This is a genomic window from Zavarzinella formosa DSM 19928 (assembly GCF_000255705.1).
GTDB lineage: Bacteria > Planctomycetota > Planctomycetia > Gemmatales > Gemmataceae > Zavarzinella > Zavarzinella formosa.
In genome coordinates this window covers 786,449-811,036 of the sequence record NZ_JH636439.1, presented here as the reverse complement: position 1 = coordinate 811,036, position 24,588 = coordinate 786,449, and the positions used below count along the sequence as shown (strand labels likewise).

The following is a 24,588-nucleotide window of genomic DNA, read 5'->3' as shown; positions in this document are numbered from 1 at the left end:
AGGAGTCACTTCTTCTCGCGTTTCAACACCATCAAAATGGTGTTGCTGTCCTTTTCCGTGGCAAACTTCACGGGGCGTTTGGTCTCGTCGCCAATGGCCATGCTGAAGCACATTTTCAGCGTGTCCCCGTCGATTTCATAAATGCCATATGTCACCTTTTTCTGGGTGTCGGTGATATTCAGTTGCCCCGGTTTTTTGGACGGGTCCAGTTTGATGGTGTTCGATTCCTTCGGGCCAATGCTCATGCTCATCTCGCTTTCCTTGAAGGTAAAGGCAAGCTTTTCGAGGCGATCTTTCGGGGCGTTCGTACCCGATTTCTCGTAGGCCGTCACCTTCCAGACACCCTGAAATTTCTCGAGATCCTTTTTGGCCTGGTCATCCTCCGCGAAGACGGTCGCGGAGAAACCGACAAACATCAGAACGCCCAACAACTTGAAACGAATCATCACAAGCTCTCGTGGTTTTGATAAATCAATAAAACAACATATATCACTTCAACTCTAACACATACGGATGCATCAGGTTGATCGGGCCGTCGGCCGAGAAGCCGATTTCCCCCTCTTTCAAACCTTCGGCGAAACTGAGGAGTTTAAAGTTTTCCATCACGACAACGCCATTGAGTTTTACGTTAGCCGATCCATTTTTCAGGCTGACCACCGCACGATTCCAAGCCCCGCCGCTCTTGACAGAGGCCCCCGGCTTTGCGGTTCCGACCCCGCCTTTCCCCCGCATGACGCTCACGCTCCCGCTGGAGGAAATATCCACGGATAGCCCGTCTTTGCCGCGTAATAGAAGCCGCGTCTTCTTCACTTCGGCTTTCGCCGGGATTTGCCAGTCAAACACCACTTCAACATCGCCGTATTTTTTGCTGGTCCAAATTGGGTCATCATCTGATTTGCCACCGTGGGACAGACTTCCGACGCGGGCTTTCCAACCGCTGTCCTTGGCAACCGTCAGCCCGTTCAAGTCCAGCCCGTTGTAAAGCAGGGTGTGTCCCCTGGCTTCCTCGGCGATTTCCTTGGGATTCGGATTGGTGCTTGGCAATTCCTTGATCTTGATGTTCTTGAACCGGCACTCGGCCCCTTCCGATTCCAAGGCGAGGTAGCCCTTGCGGGGATTGCATTCGCTCACGCCGGAGACTTCCTTGCCGTTGACTTGCAACTTGATGACGCCGTTGTTGGCCTCGACGCGGTAATGGTTCCATTCGCCGCCCCCTTTGCAGAGCAGTTCGCTCGGCAGACAACGCTCCCACCCCTTCGGATGCGGGCGGTCCGGCTTGCACTTTGCGCCCCAGATGCTGAACAAATCGCCGTGGCTCGTATAGGAATCCTTCACGTTGAGATTGACGAGCACCTGGACTTCAATTCCCCGCGTGTACGGTGTGCCGACGGCCGGCAGCGGATCGCCCCACACGAACAGCCCGGAGTTGCCGACTTCCTTGGTGTTCACATGGAACCACTCCATCTCAAGGATGAAGTTCTCGTATTGCTTGGCGGTTCGCATGAACCCGGTCGGCGTGCCAGTGGTGATAATCATCCCGTCCTTCACGAAGAAGGTGCTTGGATGTCCGTTCACGTTCACCCAACCGGTGAGATCCTTGCCGTTAAAGAGAGGCGTGAACCCCTCTTCCTTCGGGTCGGCGGCAAATGCCGGGGAAGCCGTCAGGGCACAAAGCAGCAGCAAACGACGCATGGAAATGACTCCGGATGATGGGCGAGCGGGTGGGATTAGCTTATGCCTCGACGATCAGTTCAGACGCTCCATTTGAACTTGGCCTTCACTTCGGGATTCACCACGCATTCCGTCGGCCATTCCCCTTTTGAAATCCACGCGACACACTTGGCCGCGAGCAAGGCCATGTCTGCGATGGATTGTTGATCAACGCCGGCCGTATGGGCGGTCATCACGACGTTGTCGAGTTGCAGAATCGGATTGTCTTTGAGGGGCGGTTCCTCGTCAAACACATCCAACCCGGCCCCGGCGATCTTCTTGTCTCGCAGGACTTCATAAAGGGCGGGTTCGTCGATGATCGAGCCACGGGCCGTGTTCACGAGGAACGACGTCGGCTTCATCAGTTTGAGCATATCCGCGTTGATGATCTTCCGCGTGCCCGGATTCAGGGGCATGTGCAGCGAGACGTAGTCGGATTCCCGGAACAAGTCCTCAAGGCTCACCAAAGCGATGCCGTGCTGTTCGGCAAACACCTTGTCCGCGAACGGATCATGGGCGATCACTTTCATGCCGAACGCTTCGGCCCGGATGGTCATCGACTTGCCGATACGACCCAACCCGGCGAGGCCGAGGGTCTTTCCCCGAAGCGGCACATTGGCTTGCCGGGGCCAGCCTCCGTCCCGGATGGCGGGATGCTGTCGCATGAGGTGTTTGGCGAGCGCCAAAATCAGCATGAAACCATGTTCACTGACGGCGTCCTGATTCGTCCCCGGCACGGTGGCGACCACCACGCCGTGATCCGTGGCGGCCTGCACATCGACGGCGTCATACCCCACGCCCACACGGGCCACGATCTTCAATTGCGGATTGGCTTCAAACACCTTGCGGCTATACGGTTCCGAACCGGCGACAGCGGCGGAAACACCCGGCAGGATGGCAAGCAATTCGCTTTCGACCATTTGCCGGGCCACGGACGGATAAACGAGTTCAAATCCGGCGGCGGTCAGCACGTCCAAATGGCTGCCGGTCATATTGGCGAGGGGGGCGGGAGCAATCAATACTTTCGGCATGGGAGGACTTTCTGGGAGAGTCGGCGATGTCGCAGAGGGGATGATAGGAACCGGATCGGCGACGAAAATCGTCGTTTCGCGGGAACCTCCGCGATTATCCGGTGTCCAAGCGTCAATTGATTTCAGGAGCCAATACGGGAAATACCTGACAATCATGGGGGAAACAACATGCGGAAGCGGTGAAAACAGGGGGGAAACGCTTGACTTTAACCCCGGCGCGGCGATGATTAAGTAGGTGTCCCGACATGTGTTCGGGATCGTCGCACGTGCCAATTGGATCATCGGAGGAGGTGTTCCACGGCCACAATCCCAACGCGGTCGCGTTCGGCTTGCCGATACAACCCTTCCTCCACCTATTTCCACTTGGAGGAGGTCTCTTGACTACCGCGACCATTGAATCAGAAATCCGCACCATTCCCCCGGTCCTCGAGCGAGCAGCCATTTGTGCCCGCACTTTGAGGGACCACAAGGCCAGGGACATCACCGTCCTCGACCTTCGCAAAATTCACCCTCTATACGATTACTTTGTCATCGGCACCGGCACCAGCCGTCGGCAGATTCACACACTGGCCGAGGAAGTCGATGATTCCCTGAAGGCCGTCGGCGACTCGCGTCGCGGCATTGAGGGATATCAGGCCAGCAAATGGATTGTGCAAGATTACGGGGACGTGCTGGTGCATGTCTTCGACCCTGATACGCGCAGCTATTACAACCTGGAAGAACTCTGGGCTGACGCTCCGCGAATCGACTGGGAACGCGAGTAAGGAAACCCCTTCGCCATTCACCCTTGTGAAATCGCGGTTCGACGCCGCGACCGGATCATCGTCACTCATCAGCCCCGGCAACCGCCGGGGCTGATTTTCTTTTAGGGTCATGCGAACCCGAACCCCGTCCCATAAAACCTTTCTGATATCAACGAATCTGACCGAGACTGACTGACCCATGAATCTGCTTGACGAAGTTCGATCCCTGTTTCGGCCCGCCTTGGTCGCAATGTCCGTCGACCCTGCGAAGATCGACGATTATGTGGCGATGGTAAAACCGGCCGCCAACGCGGACCACGGGGATTATCAGGCCAACATGTCGATGGCCCTCTCCAAGACCCTTGGCAAAAAGCCGACGGACGTGGCCCAAGCCATCATCGCGGCCCTGCCCGCCAATTCGCTGGTGGATTCCGCCACCGTCGCCGGACCGGGCTTCATCAACATCCGGTTAAAGACCGACTGGCTGGTCGAGCAACTTCAGCAGATCGCCACCGATGAGCGACTTGGCGTGCCGACCCTCGCTTCGCCGAAGACCTTCGTGATCGATTATTCCGGCCCAAACGTCGCCAAGCCCCTGCACGTCGGCCACCTGCGAAGCACGATCATCGGCGACTCGATCACCCGATTGCTGCGATTCCTCGGCCACACGGTCATCAGCGACAATCATCTCGGCGACTGGGGCACCCAATTCGGCATCCTGCTATACGGTTACAAGAACCTGCTTGACCGGGAGGCATACGAACAAAATCCCGTTCAGGAATTGGCCCGATTGTACAAGGCCGTGCGAATACTCATCAAGGAAGCCGGCGGCGAAGACGAGGAAGCGATTGCCAATCCGATTGCCGAAAAATGCCGGCACGAAACGGCAAAGTTACATGCGGGAGACGAGGAAAATCTTCGGCTTTGGAATGAGTTCATGCCTGCGTGCCTGAGTGAACTGCATTCGACCTACGAAAAACTCGGCATTCTGACCTTTAATCACGAACTTGGCGAGAGCGCTTACAATCCCGAACTCCCGGAGATCGTGGCTGAACAGTTGGCCAAAGGCATTGCCTTTGACAGTCAGGGAGCCGTGGTCATTCCCAATGCCAAGGGGAATATCCCGCAAACCAAGGAAGAATTGGAAAAGGAAGATCCGCCCGCTTTGATACGCAAGCGAGATGGAGCGTTTACTTACACAACGACTGACTTGGCCACCGTCCGACATCGGGTAAATGTCTTCCATGCCGATGTGCTGCTCTATGTCGTCGATTTTCGACAATCACTTCATTTTAAGACCCTGTTTGCTCAAGCAAAACGATGGGGTTACACCAATGTTGAATTTGAACACCTGAGTTTTGGAAGCGTTCTTGGCGCTGACGGAAAACCTTTCGGCGCACGAAAGGGAGCCGCGCCGGGATTAGTTGAACTTCTTGAGGAATCACTTGTCCTCGCCAACAAGAAATATTGGGAAAGCTACAAGTCCCGAAAAGAACAAGGGCACGATGTTCCAGACTTGGACGAGACCGAGATATCCAAGATCGCCGAGAATGTCGGAATTGGAGCTGTTAAATACGCGGACCTAAGCCAGAATCGGACAAGCAACTACAAGTTCGATCCTGAGAAAATGCTGGCGACAGACGGCAACACGTCAACATACATGCAGTTCGCCTTCGCCCGGTGCCGGGGGATTTTCCGCAAGGCGAACGAACCTGAAGAACGATTCCGCACCAACCCGCCAAAGGTGATCCTCGGCCAACCCACCGAGCGGGCACTGGCCCTGCAACTATTGCGGTTGCCGAATGCGTTGGAGACGGCGGCCGCCGAGTATATGCCACACCATCTGACGGCCTACCTTTGGGATGTGGCGAAGAGTTACAGTTCGTTCAACGAACAATGCCCGGTGTTGAAGGCCGAGACGCCGGAACTGCGGGATAGCCGACTGCTGTTGGTCGATCTGACGGCTCGGGTGATCCATCTCACGCTTGATCTGTTGGGAATCAAAACCGTCGAGCGGATGTAATTCGGCCTCGCCGCGTTTTTGCGTCATGGTTCCCGATAGTGGGAAGCCATCTCACTCCTTTTTCCCAGATGTCGGCGTTGACTTTGTTCAAGAGCCTACTTCAATAAGGTTTCTCGCCAAGAATGGCGGTTTTCCCCGTGGATTAATGTTATCACACCCAAACCGGATCGGTCATATGGCTGACGGGTCCGAGTCGCAGCGAAGGATGCTCGCTCTTGGGTATTCAGCGGGATCGACTCTCGTCGGCCCGGTGATTTTGGGCGCGGGGATCGACTGGCTGGCGGGCACCCTGCCTTGGGTCACCATTGCCGGTGTGTTCGTGGGGATGCTTGGCGTGTTTGTCTTGCTTATCCGCATGACCGCCCCGAAAGGGCCGTCTTCGTGATCCGGTCCGTGGTGATTCTGACCGCAGTGGTAATCGGAACGTGGCTGTTGAGTGCCGCACCGGCCATTCTGTTTTTCGGAACGGATTCCAAAACGACAATCTTGGCGGCGGTGATCAACCTGCTGCCGGGGATTTGGACATTGATGATGGCGGCCCGGATTCGGGCAATCCATCCAACCCTCCAAATCGCGATCTTGATGGGATCGGTTTTTATTCGATTGGGATTCGCGGTGGTCGCTGGCGGGTTGGGTTGGTATCTCATCTCCGACCTGCAAGGTCATGAGTTGGAGTTGGTGATTTGGGGCGGGGTGTTTTACGTGGTTGCGTTGATTGCGGAAACGCTGTTGGTCCATCGGATGGTTTCCACCCAAGGGGAGTTGTGAGCATGGCTCACCCGACGACGTTCCGAGACTTTATCAAAGAGTTCGACCCGTTCAAAGAACCGGCCGACACGCAGCATATTGGAATTTTTGAGACGGCGGGCGTTGAGTTCCACCTTCCAAGCTGGATCTCAAAGTTCATGATTTTGGAATTGATCGCGGCATCGATCATTCTGTTGGTATTCGTGCCCGCCGCCCGCCGGATCGCCAGGGGCGGGGTCGTCAAGGGCCGCCTGACACATGCCGTGGAAGCACTCCTGTTGTTCATCCGCGATCAGGTGGCGATTCCGACACTTGGCGAGCATGATTCCAAGCGATTCCTGCCGTTTTTGTGGACGATCTTTGTGTTTGTGCTGGTTGTCAACCTGCTCGGGATGATCCCGTTCCTTGGTTCGGCGACCGCCAGCATTGCGGTGACAGGAGTGCTGGCGCTAATAGCGTTCCTGACGATCCATTATCACGGCATCAAGAGCGCTCACGGGTTTGGTCATTATCTTGACACGTTCAAGGTGAAAATTGATCGTGACAGCCCGTTGTTGAAGATTTTGGCTCCGATCATCGAACTCGGGATCTTCTTTTTGGAAGTGCTCGGGGCGTTTATTCGCGGGATTGTGCTTGCTGTTCGTTTGTTCGCCAACATGCTCGCCGGTCACACGGCCTTGTTTGTGATCCTGTCGTTCATCCCGATGATCGGGATTGCCGTTCATGAAGGGACGGCCGACGGTTACTGGTATTTCATCATCACCCCCCTGAGCGTGCTGACGATCATCGGGTTGAGCTTGCTGGAAATGTTCGTCGCCTGTGTCCAGGCGTTTGTGTTTGTGTTTTTGACCTCGACGTTCCTGGGAATGGCGTTGCACCCGGAACATTGATTGTTGAAGTATCCATCTACCCCCGCACAGGAGTGGTCGTTCCCATGAAGTTCGCATCTCGCGTGGCCCTTGTGATCGTGGCTCTGTTGATGTTTGCCGATGTGTCGATGGCGCAAGGTGATGTCAACAAGACCACCACCCAGACAACTGTGACCACTCCGGTCTCCAAGTACACCGGGATCGGCGCCGGCATCGGCATGGGTCTCGCCATCATTGGCGCCGGCGTGGGCATCGGTCTGGTCGGCTTCGCCGCCCTCTCCGGCATCGCCCGTCAGCCGGAACAAGCCGGCACGATCCGCGGGGCCATGATTTTGCTGGCCGCCCTCGTTGAAGGGGCCGCTTTGATCGCCGTTGTGTTCTGTCTGGTTTTGGCGCTGATCGCCAGCTAACCAAGGCCGTCTTTCACCATCCCCGCTTCGGCGGGGCCACCGGGGAGCCATCATGCGTCTGAGCACGCTGCTCGTCATGTGGGTTGTTCTGACTGGCTTTGTCGTCGCTCCGTTGCGGGCCGATGAAAAAGTCACGACGGAAGAACACAAGACGGAAGTCAAAACCGAACACGCGGCCGGTGACAAAGGTCATGGCGGTCATGAAAAGCCGGGCGTCGAGCATCAGTTCGGCCTCACTCGGTGGGATCTCGGGATCTTCACCTTGGTGGTGTTCCTGGCCTTGATGGTGATCCTCGGCAAGTTTGCCTGGGGTCCGATGATCGAGGGGTTGGACAAGCGGGAAGCCGGTCTGTTGAAGGTCCACTCGGACGCGGACACCGCCCGTGCGGAAGCTCAAAAGGCTCTCGCCGAAATTCAAGCCCGACTGGCCCAAGGTCACAACGAAGTCCGGGCCATGCTTGATGAAGCCCGCCGGGATGCCCAGGCTGTCAAAGATCAAATGAAGGCCGAGGCCTCTGCGGACGCCCAGGCCGAACGGGAACGCGGTCGCAAGGAAATCGAGATGGCCCGCGATCAGGCCCTTCAAGAGATTTACCAGCAGGCGGTTCAACTCGCTTCGTTGGTGTCCACGAAGGCGATCAAACGGGAACTCACCCCCTCCGACCATGCCCGGTTGGTGGACGAGGCGTTGGTTGACCTCAAGCAAACCCTGAGCAAGACCTGATCCAAAATGAGCGACAACCTCGAACCCGAAACCAGCGACGGCGACGAAGGCAGTTCCGCCCGGCAGGTGGCTCGCGTTTACGCCGAGGCCCTGCTTGATGTCGCCGAAAAGCGAGAGTTGACCGAGCAAGTCGCCGAGGAACTCGACGGGATCATCGGGGAATTGTTCAAGCAATCCCCCGACGTGGAAAACTCTCTGTCGTCCCCGGTGATCCAAAAATCGGCCAAGGCGCCGATCATCGAGAAGGCTTTCCGCTCGAAGGTCAGCGATGTGGTGGTGAATTTTCTTCTGGTGCTGAACAGCAAGAACCGGCTGTCCCTGCTGTCGCACATCGCACCGGCTTACCGGCATCTCATGGATATCCGCGCCAAGCGGGTTCGGGTGCTGGTTCGGTCGGTGCTGCCGCTCTCGGCCGAACAGACCGAACGCTTGCGGCAAACGGTCGGCGTCGCTTACGGGCGGGAGCCGGTCATCGTGAGTCAATTGGACGAAACCCTCTTGGGCGGCATGGTCGTTCAAGTCGGGGACGAGGTGTTCGACAGTTCCGTCCGAACCCGCGTGAACAATCTTCGCAATCAACTTCTGGCGAGAAGCAGTTATGAAATTCAGGTCGGACGAGATCGTTTCAGTACTGCGGGGTGAGATTCAAAACCTCGGTACGAGCCAGGACGTGCGCGAAGTCGGGCGTGTTCTGGAAGTGGGCGACGGCATCGCGCGCATCTACGGTCTCGCGGGCGTCATGTCCGGTGAGATGGTCGAGTTCACCCGCACGGGGGTTCGCGGCCTCGCTTTTAACCTCGAAGAATCGTCGGTGAGCGTCATCATCCTTGGTGACTACCTCCGGATTCTCGAAGGGGACGAAGCCCGCACGACCGGCGAGTTGCTTCGCGTTCCCGTTGGCGATGCCCTGATCGGCCGCGTGGTGGACCCGCTTGGGAACCCCGTGGACGGCAAGGGTCCGATCATCACGAACGACACCCGGCCGATGGAATCGACGGCCCCCGGCGTGGCCGACCGCCAGCCAGTGAAGCAGCCCCTCCAGACCGGGATCAAGGCCATCGACGCCATGACCCCGATCGGCCGGGGCCAGCGTGAACTCATCATTGGCGACCGCAAGACGGGCAAGACCGCCATCGCCCTCGATACGATTCTCGCCCAAAAAGGCGAGGGTGTGATTTGCGTCTACGTCGCTTGCGGACAGATGCAGGCGAAGGTGTCGCAGATCGTCGAAGACCTTCGTCGCAACGGGGCTCTTGACTACACCATCGTCGTCTCGTCGTCTTCGGCCGACCCGGCTCCGCTGCAATACTTGGCTCCCTACGCCGGCACGGCGATGGCTGAGTATTTCATGTACAAAGGCAAGGACACGCTCGTCGTTTATGACGACTTGTCCAAGCAAGCCGCCGCCTATCGTCAGTTGTCGTTGCTGGTTCGTCGTCCTCCCGGCCGTGAAGCCTATCCCGGCGACGTGTTCTATTGCCATAGCCGTCTGCTGGAACGCTCGGCGAAATTGGCCCAAAAATGGGTCATCGTCGGCAACGATTTCAATGGCGTTCCGACCGCCACCAGCGGCACGGATGGCAAGGTTTACGTCGGCCCGTTGGACAAGGAACACGCCGACCACATCGCCAAGGATAAAGGCCAAAAAGTTGTTCAACTGCCGGATTCCGGCGGTTCGATGACGGCCCTGCCGATCATCGAGACGCTCGAAGGGGAAGTGTCGGCGTACATCCCGACGAACGTGATCTCCATCACGGACGGCCAGATTTACCTGCAACCCTCCCTGTTCTACTCGGGTGTTCGGCCCGCTGTGGACGTGGGGATTTCGGTTTCCCGGGTGGGTGGCAACGCCCAGATCTCGGCCATGAAGGACAAGCGGGTCGCCGGTGGGTTGAAGCTGACGCTGGCCCAATTCCGCGAGTTGGAAGCCTTCGCCCAACTCGGGACGGAACTCGACAAAGCCACGCAACAGCAACTCGACCGCGGTTACCGCATGGTCGAAATCCTAAAGCAGTCCCAGTTCAAGCCGTTGAATGTGGTTGATCAGGTCATGATCATTTACGCCGGAAATTCCGGCGGCCTGGATGAAGTCCCTGTCAAGCAAACCAAGGCTTGGGAAGAACAGTTCCTGACCTTCATGAAAGACCAGAAGCCCGAAGTGCGAAATGCGTTGGTGAAAGAACGCAAGATCACTGATGAACTGGGCAAGAAATTGGATGAGGCGATCAAGGACTTCAAAGGCCAGTTCAAGGCCTGATGAATTGTGAGTGTTGACGGACCCAATGGCTGAAGCACGGGTCCGGGGTTTGGGTGTCGAAGTAATTCTTTGGGATACGTGACGAGCCATGGCCAACCTTCGTCAACTCGTTCAACGCCGCAAGGCTGTTCGCAACATCCGCAAGATCACGCGGACGATGGAACTGATTGCGACGGCCCGCTTCAAGAAAGCCCTCGACCGGGCCTCGGAAGCGGAAGCGTACACCCGCAAGATCGCGGAGATTGCGGCCGACCTGACCAGTGCCGGTGGCGAGGCTTCTCATCCGCTGTTGGTGGTCCGGCCGGTCATCAAGCGAAGCTTGTTGCTGGTGATCTCGTCGAATCGCGGACTGTGCGGCGGTTACAACGGCGGCATTTTGCGAGAAGCCACCAAACGCATCCGTGAAATGCAAGCGGCCAACCTGCCTTTCGCCTTGGAGGCATCCGGCAAAAAGGCCATTGCCCTGCTGAAGTATCAGCAGATTCCGATGCAGGCGACCTACACGCAGTTTGAAGACAAGCCCGCCTACAATCAGGTGGAGCCGATCGCCGACAAGATGATTGATCTTTATATCAGCGGCCAAGTGGACCAAGTCCAGGTCGCCTACATGAAGTTCATTACCGCCTCCCGGCAGGTTCCGGTGGTGGAGACCCTGTTGCCGCTCGGTTCGGTCACCACGACGAAAGCCACTAAACCGGCTGGCAGCGGAGTTGAATACGAATACATCCCAGGCGCGACGGAGATCCTGAACGCCATCGTTCCGGTGGCTTTCAAGCAACGATTGTTCAAATGTTTCTTGGATGCGGCCGTGAGTGAGCAAATCGCCCGCCGGGTGGCCATGAAAGCGGCGACCGAAAACGCCGCCGACTTGATTAAGAGTATTTCGCAGCAATACAACCGTGCCCGTCAGGCCAAGATTACCAAGGAAATCAGTGAGTTGATCGCCGGGGCCGAAGCGTTGAAGTAACAGGTGAAAGCCATGAGTGCATTACCGCCGGATTTGGCTGCGTTAAGCGTGGCCGAGAAACGAGAACTGTCACGGTTGTTATTGGAGAGCATCGCCGACGAGGAAATGTCGCTGACAGATGCTCAAATGGCTGACTTGGATATGAGGATCGAAGAAGATCGTCGGAATCCAGATGATGGCAGGCCGTGGGAAGAAGTTCTGGCCGAGTTGACGGGAAGAAAATGAGTTTTCGAGTTTCCATCAAGCCGCGAGCCGCCGCAGACATGGAAGAAGCCAGAAAATGACTCGAAGACCAACGAGACGGGTTGGGACAAGAATTGGTCGGTGAGATCCGAACGACAATCTCATCGATTCAAGTAATGCCGAAGCGATTTAAGGAAGTAAGAACTGGATATCGACGTGCGCTGGTTCACCGGTTTAATTACGTGATCGTTTTTCGGCATGATGAATTGAAAGTCACCATTGTGGCGGTGTACCACGCGAGTCGAAACCCGGGAACTTTGTTGAGACGACTCGACGAGGATCAGGCCGAAGGGGACAACGATGACGATCCCTCAACGTCGGCCCCTTGAGTTTCAGTCCCTTGATGAGATGCTGGTGGATGTCGAAAACCTTCACCATTACGGTTATCGGCCGGTCGGAAAATGGAATCTCACCCAAGTGACAGGACATTTGGGCGAGTGGATGCGATACCCGATGGACGGGTTTCCCAGGATGCCCCCGCCGGTTCGGGCCATGATGTGGGTGTTGCGAAACACCATCGGAAAACAGGCAAAACGGAAGATCCTGACGACCAAAACATTCGCTATGGGCGGGCCGACGATTAAAGAATCGGTTCCCGTGCCGGATGGCGACGAACAAGAGGCGATTTCAAGGTTTCGGGATGTAGTCGGGCGAATGAAGGCTTATGAGGGAGTGTTGATTCCCTCGCCGTTGTTCGGTCCGCTCACCCGAGACGAGTGGGTGGGATTGAGTTTGATTCACGCCGCCCACCACCTGAGTTTTTTGCTGCCGAAAACGAGTTGATTTGATTTGTAACGCCGGTCGGACGACCTCGGAGAAAACATAATGGCCGCTGCCGCGATCAAGGGCCGGATTATTCAAGTCATCGGTTCGACGTTCGACGTCGAGTTCGACGGCGCGACAATGCCGGACATCTACAACGCCGTGACGGTGAAGGCGGAACACAAGACGTTCCCCATCAACCTGACGGGCGAAATCCAGCAGCACCTCGGGGGCAGCCGGGTGCGCTGTGTGGCTCTTGGTTCCACTGACGGGTTGACCCGCGGCATGGAAGTCCTCGACAGCGGCAAGGCCGTGCAAGTGCCGGTCGGGATGGAAACGCTCGGCCGGGTGTTCAACCTCCTTGGCCAGCCGATTGACGGTCGCGGCCCGATTGACGCCAAGGAATCGCGGTCGATTCACCAAAAGCCGCCAAAGTTCGCCGATCTGTCCCCCAAGTCCGAAGTGCTGGTGACCGGGATCAAGGTGATCGATCTGCTGATTCCACTGGCCCGCGGCGGGAAGGCCGGTCTGTTCGGCGGGGCCGGTCTCGGCAAGACGGTTATCTTGCAGGAACTTATCGCCCGGATCGCCAAAGAATATAAGGGCTACTCGGTGTTCGCCGGGGTGGGTGAGCGGACCCGCGAAGGGAACGACCTTTGGCTGGAAATGCAGGAAACGAAGACCGGCTCTGGCGCCGATGCCAAGGCGGTTATCGACAGCACCGCGATGGTCTTCGGCCAGATGAACGAACCGCCGGGCGCCCGTCTGCGGGTGGCCCTGTCTGCCCTGACGATGGCCGAATGGTTCCGGGACAGCACCGGGGCTGAAACGCTGTTGTTCGTGGACAACATCTTCCGGTTCTCCCAAGCCGGTTCGGAAGTGTCGGCCCTCTTGGGTCGGATGCCGAGCGCCGTGGGTTACCAGCCGACGCTGGCCACGGAAATGGGCGAGTTGCAAGAGCGGATCACCTCGACCAGCAAGGGGGCCATCACCTCCGTGCAGGCCGTGTATGTTCCGGCTGACGACCCAACCGACCCGGCCCCGGCCAACACGTTCCAGCACTTGGACGCCTTCATTTACCTCGAACGGTCGATCTCCGAAAAGGGGATTTACCCGGCCGTGGACCCGCTGGCCTCGAACAGCCGTCTGCTTGACCCGCAAATCGTCGGCGAACGGCACTTTAACATTGCCCGCCGTGTGCAGACGATTCTTCAGCGGAACAAAGAACTTCAGGACATCATCGCCATCCTCGGGGTGGACGAATTGTCCGAAGACGACAAGAAGGTCGTGAACCGGGCCCGCCGCATCGAGCGGTTCCTGTCCCAGCCGTTCTATGTCGCCGAAGTGTTCATCAATATCCCCGGCAACTTCACCAAGCTCGAAGACACCATTCGCAGCTTCGAGGAACTTTGCGACGGCAAGTGGGACCACCTGCCGGAAGGGGCCTTCATGTACGTCGGCACCATCGAAGAAGCCGACGCCAAGGCCAAGAAGATGGCCGGCAAGTAAGACGGCGGGCAAAGGCCGGGCGCTTGTCCCCCGGCCTTTGATTGTTTCACCGTCCTTGAGAATCAGAACCTTCCCATAACCACCAGTGCGGTCCCATGTCCAAGTCTCTTCAATGCGTGATCGTCACCCCGGAACGGGCGATTCTGGATGAGAAGGCCGACTTCATCGTCCTGCCGATGGTCGATGGCGAGCTCGGCGTGCAACATGGCCGCGCCGCTTTGATCGGCCGTCTGGGCAAGGGCGAGCTTCGACTGAAGAGCGGGAACGAAACCAAAAAGATCATCATCGATGGCGGCTTCGCCCAAGTCCGTTCGGACGTGGTCACGGTGTTGACGACCCGAGTGATTGGATAATCGCGGTCCGGTCTTGGTTCGTTGACTTGACTGGCTTCACCCAAACAAAAGGCCCGCGTCTCATGAGACGCGGGCCTTTTGTTTGGGTGAAGCCAGTGATGAAACCGGCTTTCTTCGTCACTTCCGCAACTTTTTGAATTCCTCAAGCGTAATCACCCCGTCTTTGTCAACATCAAGCCGTGACCACAGCAATTGGGCCACCAGCGGATTGTCGCTCAATTGCGGCGTGATGCGGACGAAGTTGGCATACTCGTCCTTGTCGATCTTCCCGTCGCCGTTGAGGTCAAATTTCTTGAAGATGTCGGCCGGGTCAAAATGTCGCAAGTTGCCCATCGTCACCGATGATCCCACCGGCACGACGTATTCGACGTAACCAAGCATCATCTCGTCATACGTCTGAGGCCCCCATCGCACGGTTTTCGAGGCATCCGGGTTGGCGGGGTTGCTCTTGCTGTTGTCGAACCAGCCAGTCGCATCAATCACGGTGTCCTTTTTCAATTCCAAAGGCTGGGCGAGCCGGTAATACAACTGCCAGTTGAAGTCGAAATTTGGGACGTCAAGAACCGTTTCCTTTTTGCCGCCGGGCGGCGTGATCTCGTACCGGAAAGCCTGGCCGCGAAGGTGCATGTGCGGCAGGAAGGCGAGCACGGTCACATCGGCCGGGAGTTTCAGTTTGGCGGCCTCAGGGTGATGGGACGCCCCGGCGGGGATCTTAAGTCCCGTGTTGGCGATGCCGACCACGCGCACCTCATGTTCCGGCGGGTTCTTCGCAAAAATGAGGCCGATCCGGGTTTGGTCCTCGGTCGCGGTTCCGTTGGGCGTGTAGTGCATTTGGAAGAACAGACGCGATCCCTTCGGCAATTTCTTAGCGTAGCCTTCGGGATAATTCAACACGCTCTGTCCCGGCACATACGGGGCGAAAAAGCCGGAGCTTTCGTCGCCTTCCGGATCACGGGCGTTGGGTTCCTTCTTGGGAGGAAGAATGAACACCAACACATGGTGAACCACCTCGCGGGCCGAGGGGCGAACCTCCAAGGCTTTCACCCATTTGTCTTCGGTCAGATGGGTTTCAACCGTCACCTTCTGATAGGGCATGATCCCCGTGGCCTTCACGGCCACCGGCTTCTCAAACTGATAAACGGCGTCCGGCTTTCCGATCAGCCAGCCCCCCTCGAACGTCCGGGGTTGCGGGGCGTCGGCTTCATTTCCCTTGGGGCGGTCACTCTTCAACCACGCAAGCAAATCGGTTTTATCCGTGTCGGACATCGTCCGGTCATTGACCCAAGGGCTGGTTTTGGCGGGCGTGGTCGGAACGGCAAACCACGGCGGCATGGTTCCTTTCTCAACCACCTTGCGAATCGTTGCGGCATGGGCCACCACATCGTCATAGGTGTCCATGCTGAACGGGCCGACTCCACCGGCATGATGACATTCGACACAATTGGCTTGAATGATGCGGGAAATGCGATTGTGATATGTCACATCCGAGACAATCGCTTTGGACTTGCCGAGATCCAATTCGCAGCCCGGCGCCGTGGTCGCTGCCGGGTCGGCCAGTCGGTTGGCCAGCAGAGATTGGATCGCCTCGTCCAAATAATGGCGATTCGGGGTCTCGCGAGAATAGCCCAAGCCATACTGATCATCGATGGCCCCGCGATACACGAGTGTTCGATGACTGTCGATCAGGAACACTTCGGTTGTCGTGGTGACACCGAGTGTTTTGCCGAAAATTCCGTCGCGGTCGTGAACGTATGAACCTTTGAGTTTGTGCGCGGCCACGAAAACCCGCATCTCTTCCGGCTTTTGATTCGGCACCGAATTGACGTAAAGGATGCCAATTCCCTTCGCGGCCAGCGTTTCTTCGAGCTTGGCCAGCGTCGGACCGTATTTCTTGCTGATCGGACAGACGGTGCTGGTGAACGCAACCACCAAGCCATTTTTCCCGATCACATCTTTAATCTTGATATCACGTTCGCCCAAATCTTTGAGGACGGCATCGGGAACCATTCGGCCAATTCCGGCGGAAGCCGGGGCGAGAACTTGCGGACCTTCTCGAACGGAATTCTTCACGGGAGTTGCCGGGGCGGGGGCCGGTTCTTTCGCCTGGGGAGCCGGTCGTCCCAAATGAGTTCGGATTTCGTCGATGGTCAGGAAACCATCGTTGTTTTTATCGGCCCCTTTGAGGAGCTTTTGCAAGTCCGCGTGATCCTTCAACTCATCGGCCGACAGTTTGCCATCGCCGTTGGTGTCGAGTTGTTTGAAACGAACATCAATCTCATCAGACCGGGCCGGCAACGCGAGCGAGAGCGTCCACCCGCAGGCCAGGACAAACAGAAAACGGGTTTTCATCGACAATGACCCCATCCGAAGAATAACGGCCCGGTTCGCGGCAGTCGCGTTCCGGGCGTCATCCGGTACAACACTGATACCCCGGCGGAGTTACAATGTTTCGGCAGTCATGGGCCGATTGCCCGTTCAGACGAGTAGATTTGCGGAAGATTTGTTCATGATCTCACCGCTCACCCCGCCTTTTCCAAACCGGTCAATGTCCCGGAACCGGAACCGAATTTTTCGGCATTGATGTCCATTCGCTGCAACATGCTCACAAAGAGATTGCTCAATGGCGGGGCGTTTTTTGGATCGAACGCCAAGTGTTGCCCGTGTTTGAAGCCGCCGCCCGCCAGAAGCACGGGGAGGTTTTTGCAGGAGTGATTACTGGCGTTGCCCAAATTGCTGCTGAAAAACACCATCGTCCGGTCAAGCAGGGTGGCCCCTTCCTCTTTTGTTTGCTTCAACTTGCTCAGCAAGTCGCGCACGACTTTGAGCTTTTCCACTTCCAGCGTGCGAAGTTGGGCCAGTTTGACCGGATCTTGGCCGTGATGGGACAGGTCGTGGTGGGCCATCGTCACACCCGGAATCGGCGGCACCGTGCTGGCCCCGCCGAGCATGATGGTAATGAGGCGGGTCGAATCGGTTTGCAGGGCCAAATGAGTGAGATCGAACAACAATCGGGTTCGGCCAATCAGGTCGCCGGAGTTGGGGATATCCTGCGGTTGCTTCGCATCGACCTTGGGCTTGGGTTTCTTCGCCCATTCCTCATTCTTGGCAAGTCGTAGTTCCAATTCGCGGACGCTGGTGAAATACTCGTCCAGTTTTTCGCGGTCGTTGGCGCCAAGATCGGATGCGAGTTTCTTCGCCTGATCCCCGACTGAATCGAGGATGCTTCGGCCGTCCCGCAATCGCCGGGCTTGGGCCGCCACTTCATCGGGACGTCCTTCGATGAACAATTTGGCAAACAGCCGCGATGGTGAGAAATCCGAGGGGACGAGCGCCCCGCTGCGGGTCCACGACAGGCCAAATCCCTCTCCCGAGAGGGACAGGCTGGGATAACGAGTTTCTGTGCCGATCTTCTCAGCCGCGAACTGGTCAAGGGAGATCGTGTTGCGAAACCCGGAGCGTCGCTCGGGATGCGGAGCGGCCGTCAGGAAACTGTAAATGGAGTCGTGCGAATTTTCGATGTCCGGGTGAGACAGTCCGGAGATCACCGTCATGTCGTCGCGGTGGTCCTTGAGAACGTCCAAATATGGCGTCAGGGCGTAATCCTTCCCGGCTTTCTCCGGGAAGAAATTGGCCGGGTGCAGGCCGAGCGGCGTGCAGACACATACCATCCGGCGAGGGACGACGGGGGTGGCCCCAAAGGCGCGCGTCGGAGCCAGTGCATCAAGCCAAGGCAACGCCAAAGACACACCGGCGGCCCGAAGGAATGTTCGACGAGGGAGATTCATGGAAGACCCTTCGGTGGATTCTGTTACTTCGTCTGGAACGCCTTGCTCTGGACAATCTCGTGAACGAGACTTCGCAAGCCATCGTTCTTCTCACGGACTTTCTTGACGATCAATTCAACCTCGGATTTGTCACCCGCCGCCGGGGCGGCTCCGGTGGCATAAGTAAGCAACTGGATCGCCAGAGAACGGTCCAGTTGATCCTTGTCTTTCAACAATAATTGTTTGAATTCATCAATATTGCGAAACTTTCGGCCATCCGGCAATTCGTCGGCCGGGTCGATTTTCGGCCCCTCGGCATAGGGCATTCTTCGCCCTCCGATTGTCACTGGCTTTCCATTGCCGACGCTGCGGTAGTTCTCGCGCCAGCCGCCGATCACATCGAAACTTTCCAAGGCAAATCCCGGCGGGTCGATCTTGGTGTGGCAACTCGCGCAAGTGGCGATTTGCCGGTGCTTCGCCAGTTGTTCCCGAATCGTGGTGGCCCCCCGGATGTCCGGTTCGACGGCCCCGATTCCCGGCGGCGGTGGGGATGGCGGCGTGCCGAGAATTCGATCCAGCACCCACGCTCCGCGAACCACCGGCGAGGTGCTGGTTCCGTTGGCCGTCACTTTGAGTACGCTCCCCATCGTCAGGACGCCGCCCCGATGGCTGTCGGCGGGAAGCATCACCTTGCGGAGTTGCGGCCCCTCCACGCCGGGGATGCCGTAATGTTTGGCCAAACGCTCATTGAGGAAAGTGAAATCAGAAGCGACGAAGTTGGTCAGGCTCAGATCATTGTTGAGGAGTTCTTTGAAAAACAATTGCGTTTCCCCCACCATTGAGGTCTTCAGCATTTCGTCAAATTCCGGGTAGAGTCGAAAATCAGGGGCGGTGAAATCGATGTCCCGCAGACCAAGCCATTGGCCGACGAAGTTCTCGGTGAAGGCGGCGGCCTTCGGATGTTTGAGCAGTCGCTCGACTTGGCCCCGGAGAACATCCGGCTGATTGAGTTTTTGCTGCCCGGCGAGAGCGAGCAACTCGTCGTCTGGCATCGTACTCCACAGAAAATAGGACAACCGATTGGCCAGCGCGAATTCGCCAAGTTTGCCCGGTTTTTCACGAAGGAACAAGAAATCCGGCGAGACAAGCACGCTCTTCAAGCCGACTCGCACCGCTTGCTCGAAGGAGTATTTCTCGGCCAATTTCTTGTTCACAAGATTAATGAATGGCCTCACCTCATCGTCCGACACCTGTCGGCGAAATGCCCGTCGGACGAAATCCCGCATGATCCGTTCGACATCGGCCTCGGGGTTCTTCGAGACGACTTCCACGCGTCTGCCATCGTTGTAAACCGGCGACGACGCCTGCGGAAGATCGCCAAAAATGCGGCGGTGGCTCTCGGGAGGCCACACGTCATGCAACGGCCCCTCCACATCCACCCATTGCACGGCCAACCCGGCACCGTCGTATTTCTCGGCCCCGAGTTTCACGACGGTCTGGGCGTTCGCCAGCCCGTGGGGAGCGATGCGGATGTGATTCCTCGCCTCGAAGTGATCGACAAATTCGATGACTTTCGGCTTGTCGGCCGGAACATCGAAGTATCCCACCAAATGGTTCTTGGTTCCCATCAACATGGGACCGGCATCCACACGAAAAGTGACCGGTTTGTCAGCGCTTTGATGACCGAAGGCCGAAATGCGAATCCGATATTTCCCCCGGTCCTGCGGATAGAACTGCCCCACGGTGATCGCGTTCCAGTGCGACGAACTGTACATCACCAACGCATCTTCTCTCTGAAGGTAAACGCTCTCGGTGGAGACCTTCACCGCGCGTTCGTCCTTGAGCAGCAGGCGTTTTTTGAACACCGGCGGCTGTGGCAAATTGGCGATGGCCACCCCCAAGGCCGTGTCGGCAGCCTCCAGATAGCGATCAATCAGAAATGAAGAGGCATGAAGGGCCTCGGCGTTGTTGTCGAACCCGTTGGCCGACGAATCGGGCGGGAGCATTTCACGCAGGTCGATGTCCACTCCCAACAGATCGCGGACGGTGTTCTCGTATTCAATCCGGTTGAGCCGACGAAGGGCCACCCTCCCCTGCCCGGCGTTTTTGGCGGGGATTGATTCAAGCCTTCCCGCGATCCAATCAGTCAGGACAAGGATATCTTTGTCCGGCGGACGCGGTTCTGACTTCGGCGGCATCTCGCGCGCTTTGATCCGCTTGAGGACTTCCTGCCATCGCTCTCGGTTGGCCACATCGGCAAACTCCGGGAGCAGTTTGTCCACCCGCAATTTTCCCTTGGGCTGTTTCGCCTCCGACGCATGACAACTTGAACAATGGGAAACCAGCAAAGGCCGGATCTTGGCTTCAAAGAGAGCGTGATCGGGTTGATGCGATTTGTCTTGGGCTTTGAGCGACACCATCGGGAGAACGAGCACACTAAAAAAGAGTGCCTTCAATGCACTTGGGAACCATCGTTCAAAGGTGATGCGGTTCACGGAGAGTCCGGAGAGTCGAGATCAGGAGGGGGCGGGAAGGCAGTCAACCTCCTGAATGTACTCGTTCGGCCGATTCAACTCAACGAATTTCGGGCAAAGGCAGGCAGCCAATTTCATCACGCCAGAATCTTCGTGACCACTTTGCCGGCCACATCCGTAAGCCGGAAATCACGGCCGGCGTGGCGATAGGTCAGTTTTTCGTGATCCATGCCCAGAATGTGCAACAGGGTCGCGTGGAAGTCATGGAGATGAACTTTATCCGTGGCGGCATACCAGCCATAATCGTCCGTGGTGCCGTAGCGGAATCCCGGTTTGACGCCGCCGCCGGCCATCCAGATGGTGAAGCCTTCCGGGTTGTGATCGCGGCCGTCGTTGCCGCCCCCCTCGACGGTCGGGGTCCGACCGAACTCGCCGCCCCAGATCACCAGCGTGTCTTTTAACAGTCCACGAGATTTCAAGTCTTTCAGCAAACCGGCGATTGGCTTGTCCACTTCGCGGGCGTTCTTTTCGTGTCCCTTTTTGAGATTGCCGTGCTGGTCCCATTGCACCATTGAATCGCTGTGGGTCACCTGCACAAAGCGAACGCCCCGCTCGGCAAAACGCCGGGCGAGCAGGCACTGGCGGCCGAAGTTTGAGGTTACTGGTTCGTCGATTCCGTACATGGTTTTCGTCGCGGCTGTTTCCTTGGAGATGTCTTCCACTTCGGGGATGGAACGCTGCATCCGAAAAGCCAGTTCAAATGAATCGATCCGGCCCTCAAGGGAGAGATCGGGGCCGGTGCGGTTAAGATGGTCGCGGTTCATCTCGGCCAGCAAATCAAGCTGGTGACGTTGAAGACCGGCCGGGATTCCGGCGTTTTGGATGTAGCGGATTTTCGCCTGCTCGACGGGCACGCTGGCGTTCCCAATGGGCACTCCCTGACAGGCGGCGGGGAGAAATGCCGATGCCCAGTTGTTCACGCCGCCGTGGGCGAGCGTCGGACAAACGGTGACGAACGCGGGGAGGTTTTGGTTCTCCGTTCCCAACCCGTAGGAGATCCACGAACCCATGCTCGGCCGGACAAAACTGTCGCTGCCGGTGTGCAATTTCAGCAACGCCCCGCCGTGGGCCGGGTTGGTTCCGTGCATCGAGTGGATGAAGCAAAGATCATCCACACATTCGGCGACATTAGGGAACAATTCGCTCACCTCGATGCCGCTTTGGCCGTATTTTTTGAACTTCCACGGCGAGCGAAGCAAGGTTCCCGTCTCGGCAAATTGCACGCGGGGTTTGTTGCCGGGAAACGGCTTGCCGTGATCGCGGGTGAGCAGGGGCTTGGGGTCGAACGTGTCCATGTGCGATGGCCCCCCCTTCATGAACAGGAAGATGACCCGCTTCGCCCTCGCCGGGAAATGCGGCTTCTTCGGGGCCAACGGATCGACGGCCGCCGAGGCCGTTTCCGTCAGCATCGACGTGAGAGCCAGTGAGCCAAAGCCGAGGGCCGACTGCTTCAAAAACTGGCGACGCGACATGGTCATGGGATTCTCCCTGTTTAATTCACGTAGATGAATTCGTTCGCCGCCAGTAGCACATGCCCGAAGAAGGCCCACGCCTTGGCCCGTCGTTTGACGGCATCCGGTTCGTCGGCATTCAACTCTTTCTCAAATCCCGCGATGGCTTTTTTGGCCCGTTCTTCTTCCCGATCCGTCGGGGGACGACCATAGGTCGTCAAGTAAAGTTGTCGCACCTTTCCCGCATCATCGAGCGTCTTGTCTTCCAATAACCGGGAAGTCAGTTTCGTCGCCGATTCAACCATCAGCGGCCCGTTCATCATGAACAGGGCTTGTGTGGCCACCGTGGTCGTCGCCCGGTCGCCGTTGATGACGGTGGCATCCGTCCCGTCGAAAAGTTGAAACACATCGTAGATGTTGTTGCGGATCACCGGCAAATAGATCGACCGCCGCCGGGTGTCGTAGGTGGTTTTGTCCTTCGAGGTGTGGTCGAACAGATAATCTCGGTTCTTGATGTTTTGCAGCGATGGCCCGCCCATCGACTTGTCGAGATTGCCGCTGACTGCCAAGAGGGAATCCCGGATGGCCTCGGCTTCCAGACGGCGAACATTGGCCCGCCAGTGGAGGCGGTTATCCGGATCGGCTTCGGCGCTGTTGGCGTCGAACGTGCTGCCCATTTGATAAGTGGCCGAGAGCATGATTTGCCGATGTAGGGCCTTAATCGACCAACCGCCTTCGACGAATCGCAACGCGAGCCAATCAAGCAATTCGGGATGGCTTGGCTTCTCGCCAATCAAGCCAAAGTTATCCGTCGAACGCACCAATCCCTGGCCGAAATGCCAGCGCCAGACTCGGTTGACCATTACTCGGGCCGTCAATGGGTGGTCCTTCTTCGTCAGCCACTTCGCCAACTCCAACCGACCACTCTCCTTGTCCGCAAGCGGCGATTGTTTGGCTCCGGCCAGCACGACCGGGAATTGCCGGGGGACGAGTTTGCCGGGCGTCAGGTGATCCCCGCGAAGCAACACTTTTGTGTTCGCCACGCTTCCTTCGGTGACGCCGAGAGCCGTGGGGAGTTCGGCAGACACCTTTTCAAGCTCGGCCAATTCATCTTTGCGTTTCTTGAGTTCGACGGCCTCTTTGATGGCTTTGATGGCTTCTTTCAGGGAGGCAATCTTCTCGTCGTGTTCGGCCTTCTTGGCGATCTCCTCGGGGGTGGCCAACGGGTTTTCATACCAGCGGGCCACTTTCTTGAAATGCTCCATCGTCTTCGTGCTTTGGAAGATGCCCGCCAGACCGTAGTAATCGTCGATGGTCACCGGATCGAATTTGTGATTGTGGCAGCGGGCACAGCCAAGCGTCAGCCCCAAGAACGCCCGGCCGACGGTGTCCACCTGCTCATCGACGATGTCCATTTCCATCTTCTTGGCGTCCACCTCGGCCAGCACTTTCGCCCCAAGAGCGAGAAAGCCGGTGGCGATCAATCGCTCGTGCCGGGTGGCGGTATCCGGGGTTGGGAGCAAATCCCCGGCGAGTTGTTCCGTCAGGAACTGATCGAACGGCTTGTCTTTGTTGAAGGCGGCAACCACATAATCCCGGTAACGCCAGGCATTGCCGAAAGCGATGTTCTCGTCCAACCCGTTGGAATCGGCATAGCGGGCCACATCAAGCCAGTGTCGGCCCCAGCGTTCCCCATAAGCGGGGGAAGCCAGCAAACGATTGACGAGGTTTTCGTAAGCCGTTTGCGGATTGTCGGCCGATTCCTTTAGGAACGATTCCACGTCCTCCGGAGTCGGGGGAATACCGGTGAGGTCAAGAGTCGCCCGACGGATCAAGGTTCGCCGATCCGTTGGCGGGGCGGGCCGGAGGTTTTTCGCCTCCAGTTTGGCGAGGATGAACGAATCCAATGGGGATTTGGCCCAAGCATTGTCCTTCGTCGCTGGCGGCACCGGGTTCACCATCGGCTGAAACGCCCAATGTTTTTCGCCAGGTGTGGCCGTGGTCTTTGGCGGGAAAGGGGCGCCCATTTTCGCCCAGAGAAGCAGATCGGCGATTTGCTTCTCTGTGAGTTTCTTTTTGGGCGGCATCCGCTTGTCCGCGTCGGCGTGTTGCACCAATTGAAGCAACAGGCTTTGCTCGGCTTTCGCCGAGTTGATGAGCATTTCGCCGGAACTGCCGCCACGACGGAAAGCCTCGGCCGAATCGAGACGCAGATCGGATTTTTGCTTTTCCGGCCCGTGACAAGAGAAACAGTTGTCGGCGAGCAACGGCCGGATGCGCGTTTCAAAAAAGCGGACATCCTCCGGCTTCAACGGCGGTTCCCCGGCGAAGCCGGACGGGATGATTCCGCAGATCAAGATCAAAGTGGCATATCGCTTCATTCGCGGACTCGAATGTGGGCGGGTGGGATCGGGGCGGGAGCCAACGGGGAGAGGATGAGATTATCCTCGATTCCCTTTCCATTTTCCAGTTCGAGCCGGAAACTTTCTGA

General features: G+C 57.5%; 23 protein-coding genes. 15 read left to right on the top strand and 8 right to left on the bottom strand.

What is annotated here, in order from left to right:
• Window positions 1-5: 5 nt before the first annotated feature.
• The 3 genes from BGIM_RS0104325 to BGIM_RS0104315 are packed head-to-tail and all read right to left on the bottom strand — an operon-like array spanning window position 6 to window position 2,741.
• Entirely contained in the window at window positions 6-446 is a 441-nt protein-coding gene (locus tag BGIM_RS0104325) for a TIGR03067 domain-containing protein (RefSeq protein ID WP_020468572.1), read from the bottom strand.
• A 43-nt stretch (window positions 447-489) separates the two neighbouring features.
• Window positions 490-1,692, bottom strand: coding sequence for a 3-keto-disaccharide hydrolase (locus tag BGIM_RS56900; protein ID WP_020468571.1), 1,203 nt, complete (start codon window positions 1,690-1,692; stop codon window positions 490-492).
• A gap of 59 nt (window positions 1,693-1,751) precedes the next feature.
• Entirely contained in the window at window positions 1,752-2,741 is a 990-nt protein-coding gene (locus tag BGIM_RS0104315) for a phosphoglycerate dehydrogenase (RefSeq protein ID WP_020468570.1), read from the bottom strand.
• A gap of 377 nt (window positions 2,742-3,118) precedes the next feature.
• Here BGIM_RS0104315 and rsfS point away from each other — a divergent pair, with 377 nt between their 5' ends.
• From rsfS to BGIM_RS48595, 15 genes are all read left to right on the top strand, one after another.
• Entirely contained in the window at window positions 3,119-3,505 is a 387-nt protein-coding gene (rsfS, locus tag BGIM_RS0104310) for a ribosome silencing factor (RefSeq protein ID WP_020468569.1), read from the top strand.
• A 178-nt stretch (window positions 3,506-3,683) separates the two neighbouring features.
• Window positions 3,684-5,507 carry an arginine--tRNA ligase gene (gene argS, locus BGIM_RS0104305; protein WP_020468568.1) on the top strand — a complete coding sequence of 608 codons (1,824 nt, stop codon included), beginning with the start codon at window positions 3,684-3,686 and terminating at the stop codon, window positions 5,505-5,507.
• A gap of 175 nt (window positions 5,508-5,682) precedes the next feature.
• Window positions 5,683-5,892, top strand: a complete 210-nt coding sequence (locus BGIM_RS48610; RefSeq protein ID WP_040887599.1) for an AtpZ/AtpI family protein — start codon at window positions 5,683-5,685, stop codon at window positions 5,890-5,892.
• Window positions 5,893-5,939: 47 nt separating this feature from the next.
• The gene (locus BGIM_RS0104295) at window positions 5,940-6,275 is read left to right on the top strand and encodes a hypothetical protein (protein WP_162136214.1); all 336 of its coding nucleotides are present in this window, start codon (window positions 5,940-5,942) and stop codon (window positions 6,273-6,275) included.
• Window positions 6,276-6,277: 2 nt separating this feature from the next.
• Window positions 6,278-7,144 (top strand): F0F1 ATP synthase subunit A, encoded by an 867-nt coding sequence (gene atpB / locus BGIM_RS48605; protein ID WP_020468565.1) that lies wholly within the window; start codon window positions 6,278-6,280, stop codon window positions 7,142-7,144.
• Window positions 7,145-7,251: 107 nt separating this feature from the next.
• Window positions 7,252-7,533, top strand: coding sequence for an ATP synthase F0 subunit C (atpE, locus tag BGIM_RS0104285; RefSeq protein ID WP_390566149.1), 282 nt, complete (start codon window positions 7,252-7,254; stop codon window positions 7,531-7,533).
• A 52-nt stretch (window positions 7,534-7,585) separates the two neighbouring features.
• Window positions 7,586-8,257 (top strand): F0F1 ATP synthase subunit B, encoded by a 672-nt coding sequence (gene atpF, locus BGIM_RS48600; protein ID WP_020468563.1) that lies wholly within the window; start codon window positions 7,586-7,588, stop codon window positions 8,255-8,257.
• 6 nt (window positions 8,258-8,263) lie between these two features.
• Complete coding sequence (gene atpH, locus BGIM_RS0104275) at window positions 8,264-8,899, top strand: ATP synthase F1 subunit delta (protein WP_020468562.1); 636 nt, start codon at window positions 8,264-8,266, stop codon at window positions 8,897-8,899.
• Window positions 8,856-10,514, top strand: coding sequence for a F0F1 ATP synthase subunit alpha (gene atpA, locus BGIM_RS0104270; RefSeq protein ID WP_029629733.1), 1,659 nt, complete (start codon window positions 8,856-8,858; stop codon window positions 10,512-10,514). The genes atpH and atpA overlap by 44 nt, the downstream gene beginning before the upstream one ends.
• 88 nt (window positions 10,515-10,602) lie before the next feature.
• The gene (atpG, locus tag BGIM_RS0104265) at window positions 10,603-11,481 is read left to right on the top strand and encodes an ATP synthase F1 subunit gamma (RefSeq protein WP_020468560.1); all 879 of its coding nucleotides are present in this window, start codon (window positions 10,603-10,605) and stop codon (window positions 11,479-11,481) included.
• Between the two features lie 12 nt (window positions 11,482-11,493).
• Window positions 11,494-11,706, top strand: a complete 213-nt coding sequence (locus BGIM_RS60160; protein ID WP_020468559.1) for an addiction module protein — start codon at window positions 11,494-11,496, stop codon at window positions 11,704-11,706.
• A gap of 80 nt (window positions 11,707-11,786) precedes the next feature.
• Window positions 11,787-12,053 carry a type II toxin-antitoxin system RelE/ParE family toxin gene (locus BGIM_RS68155; RefSeq protein ID WP_020468558.1) on the top strand — a complete coding sequence of 89 codons (267 nt, stop codon included), beginning with the start codon at window positions 11,787-11,789 and terminating at the stop codon, window positions 12,051-12,053.
• Window positions 12,025-12,507, top strand: a complete 483-nt coding sequence (locus BGIM_RS0104250) for a DUF1569 domain-containing protein (protein WP_020468557.1) — start codon at window positions 12,025-12,027, stop codon at window positions 12,505-12,507. The genes BGIM_RS68155 and BGIM_RS0104250 overlap by 29 nt, the downstream gene beginning before the upstream one ends.
• Window positions 12,508-12,549: 42 nt before the next feature.
• Window positions 12,550-13,995: a F0F1 ATP synthase subunit beta gene (gene atpD / locus BGIM_RS0104245; protein ID WP_020468556.1), complete on the top strand. Its 1,446-nt coding sequence runs from the start codon at window positions 12,550-12,552 to the stop codon at window positions 13,993-13,995.
• A gap of 95 nt (window positions 13,996-14,090) precedes the next feature.
• On the top strand, window positions 14,091-14,348 hold the full coding sequence (locus BGIM_RS48595) for a F0F1 ATP synthase subunit epsilon (RefSeq protein ID WP_020468555.1): 258 nt from the start codon (window positions 14,091-14,093) through the stop codon (window positions 14,346-14,348).
• Between the two features lie 117 nt (window positions 14,349-14,465).
• Here BGIM_RS48595 and BGIM_RS0104235 read toward each other — a convergent pair whose 3' ends face one another.
• The 5 genes from BGIM_RS0104235 to BGIM_RS0104210 all read right to left on the bottom strand — a co-directional run bounded on the left by BGIM_RS0104235 (window position 14,466) and on the right by BGIM_RS0104210 (window position 24,478).
• Complete coding sequence (locus BGIM_RS0104235) at window positions 14,466-16,697, bottom strand: EF-hand domain-containing protein (RefSeq protein ID WP_162136213.1); 2,232 nt, start codon at window positions 16,695-16,697, stop codon at window positions 14,466-14,468.
• A 170-nt stretch (window positions 16,698-16,867) separates the two neighbouring features.
• Window positions 16,868-18,133, bottom strand: coding sequence for a DUF1552 domain-containing protein (locus tag BGIM_RS0104230; RefSeq protein WP_020468553.1), 1,266 nt, complete (start codon window positions 18,131-18,133; stop codon window positions 16,868-16,870).
• Between the two features lie 23 nt (window positions 18,134-18,156).
• On the bottom strand, window positions 18,157-20,607 hold the full coding sequence (locus BGIM_RS0104225; RefSeq protein WP_157368603.1) for a DUF1592 domain-containing protein: 2,451 nt from the start codon (window positions 20,605-20,607) through the stop codon (window positions 18,157-18,159).
• Window positions 20,608-20,723: 116 nt separating this feature from the next.
• Window positions 20,724-22,124 carry a DUF1501 domain-containing protein gene (locus BGIM_RS0104215; protein WP_020468550.1) on the bottom strand — a complete coding sequence of 467 codons (1,401 nt, stop codon included), beginning with the start codon at window positions 22,122-22,124 and terminating at the stop codon, window positions 20,724-20,726.
• Between the two features lie 14 nt (window positions 22,125-22,138).
• On the bottom strand, window positions 22,139-24,478 hold the full coding sequence (locus BGIM_RS0104210; protein ID WP_020468549.1) for a PSD1 and planctomycete cytochrome C domain-containing protein: 2,340 nt from the start codon (window positions 24,476-24,478) through the stop codon (window positions 22,139-22,141).
• Window positions 24,479-24,588 lie beyond the last annotated feature (110 nt).

Bases quoted from the DNA above. Each gene is read 5' to 3' on its own strand.
- atpG (WP_020468560.1), top strand. From the start codon at position 10,603: ATGGCCAACCTTCGTCAACTCGTTCAACGCCGCAAGGCTGTTCGCAAC.
- BGIM_RS56900 (WP_020468571.1), bottom strand. From the start codon at position 1,692: ATGCGTCGTTTGCTGCTGCTTTGTGCCCTGACGGCTTCCCCGGCATTT.
- atpD (WP_020468556.1), top strand. From the start codon at position 12,550: ATGGCCGCTGCCGCGATCAAGGGCCGGATTATTCAAGTCATCGGTTCG.
- BGIM_RS0104230 (WP_020468553.1), bottom strand. From the start codon at position 18,133: ATGAATCTCCCTCGTCGAACATTCCTTCGGGCCGCCGGTGTGTCTTTG.
- BGIM_RS48610 (WP_040887599.1), top strand. From the start codon at position 5,683: ATGGCTGACGGGTCCGAGTCGCAGCGAAGGATGCTCGCTCTTGGGTAT.
- BGIM_RS0104315 (WP_020468570.1), bottom strand. From the start codon at position 2,741: ATGCCGAAAGTATTGATTGCTCCCGCCCCCCTCGCCAATATGACCGGC.
- BGIM_RS60160 (WP_020468559.1), top strand. From the start codon at position 11,494: ATGAGTGCATTACCGCCGGATTTGGCTGCGTTAAGCGTGGCCGAGAAA.
- BGIM_RS0104325 (WP_020468572.1), bottom strand. From the start codon at position 446: ATGATTCGTTTCAAGTTGTTGGGCGTTCTGATGTTTGTCGGTTTCTCC.
- BGIM_RS48595 (WP_020468555.1), top strand. From the start codon at position 14,091: ATGTCCAAGTCTCTTCAATGCGTGATCGTCACCCCGGAACGGGCGATT.
- BGIM_RS0104250 (WP_020468557.1), top strand. From the start codon at position 12,025: ATGACGATCCCTCAACGTCGGCCCCTTGAGTTTCAGTCCCTTGATGAG.
- argS (WP_020468568.1), top strand. From the start codon at position 3,684: ATGAATCTGCTTGACGAAGTTCGATCCCTGTTTCGGCCCGCCTTGGTC.
- atpF (WP_020468563.1), top strand. From the start codon at position 7,586: ATGCGTCTGAGCACGCTGCTCGTCATGTGGGTTGTTCTGACTGGCTTT.
- atpB (WP_020468565.1), top strand. From the start codon at position 6,278: ATGGCTCACCCGACGACGTTCCGAGACTTTATCAAAGAGTTCGACCCG.
- BGIM_RS0104210 (WP_020468549.1), bottom strand. From the start codon at position 24,478: ATGAAGCGATATGCCACTTTGATCTTGATCTGCGGAATCATCCCGTCC.
- atpA (WP_029629733.1), top strand. From the start codon at position 8,856: ATGAAATTCAGGTCGGACGAGATCGTTTCAGTACTGCGGGGTGAGATT.
- atpH (WP_020468562.1), top strand. From the start codon at position 8,264: ATGAGCGACAACCTCGAACCCGAAACCAGCGACGGCGACGAAGGCAGT.
- BGIM_RS0104215 (WP_020468550.1), bottom strand. From the start codon at position 22,124: ATGACCATGTCGCGTCGCCAGTTTTTGAAGCAGTCGGCCCTCGGCTTT.
- atpE (WP_390566149.1), top strand. From the start codon at position 7,252: ATGGCGCAAGGTGATGTCAACAAGACCACCACCCAGACAACTGTGACC.
- BGIM_RS0104235 (WP_162136213.1), bottom strand. From the start codon at position 16,697: ATGAAAACCCGTTTTCTGTTTGTCCTGGCCTGCGGGTGGACGCTCTCG.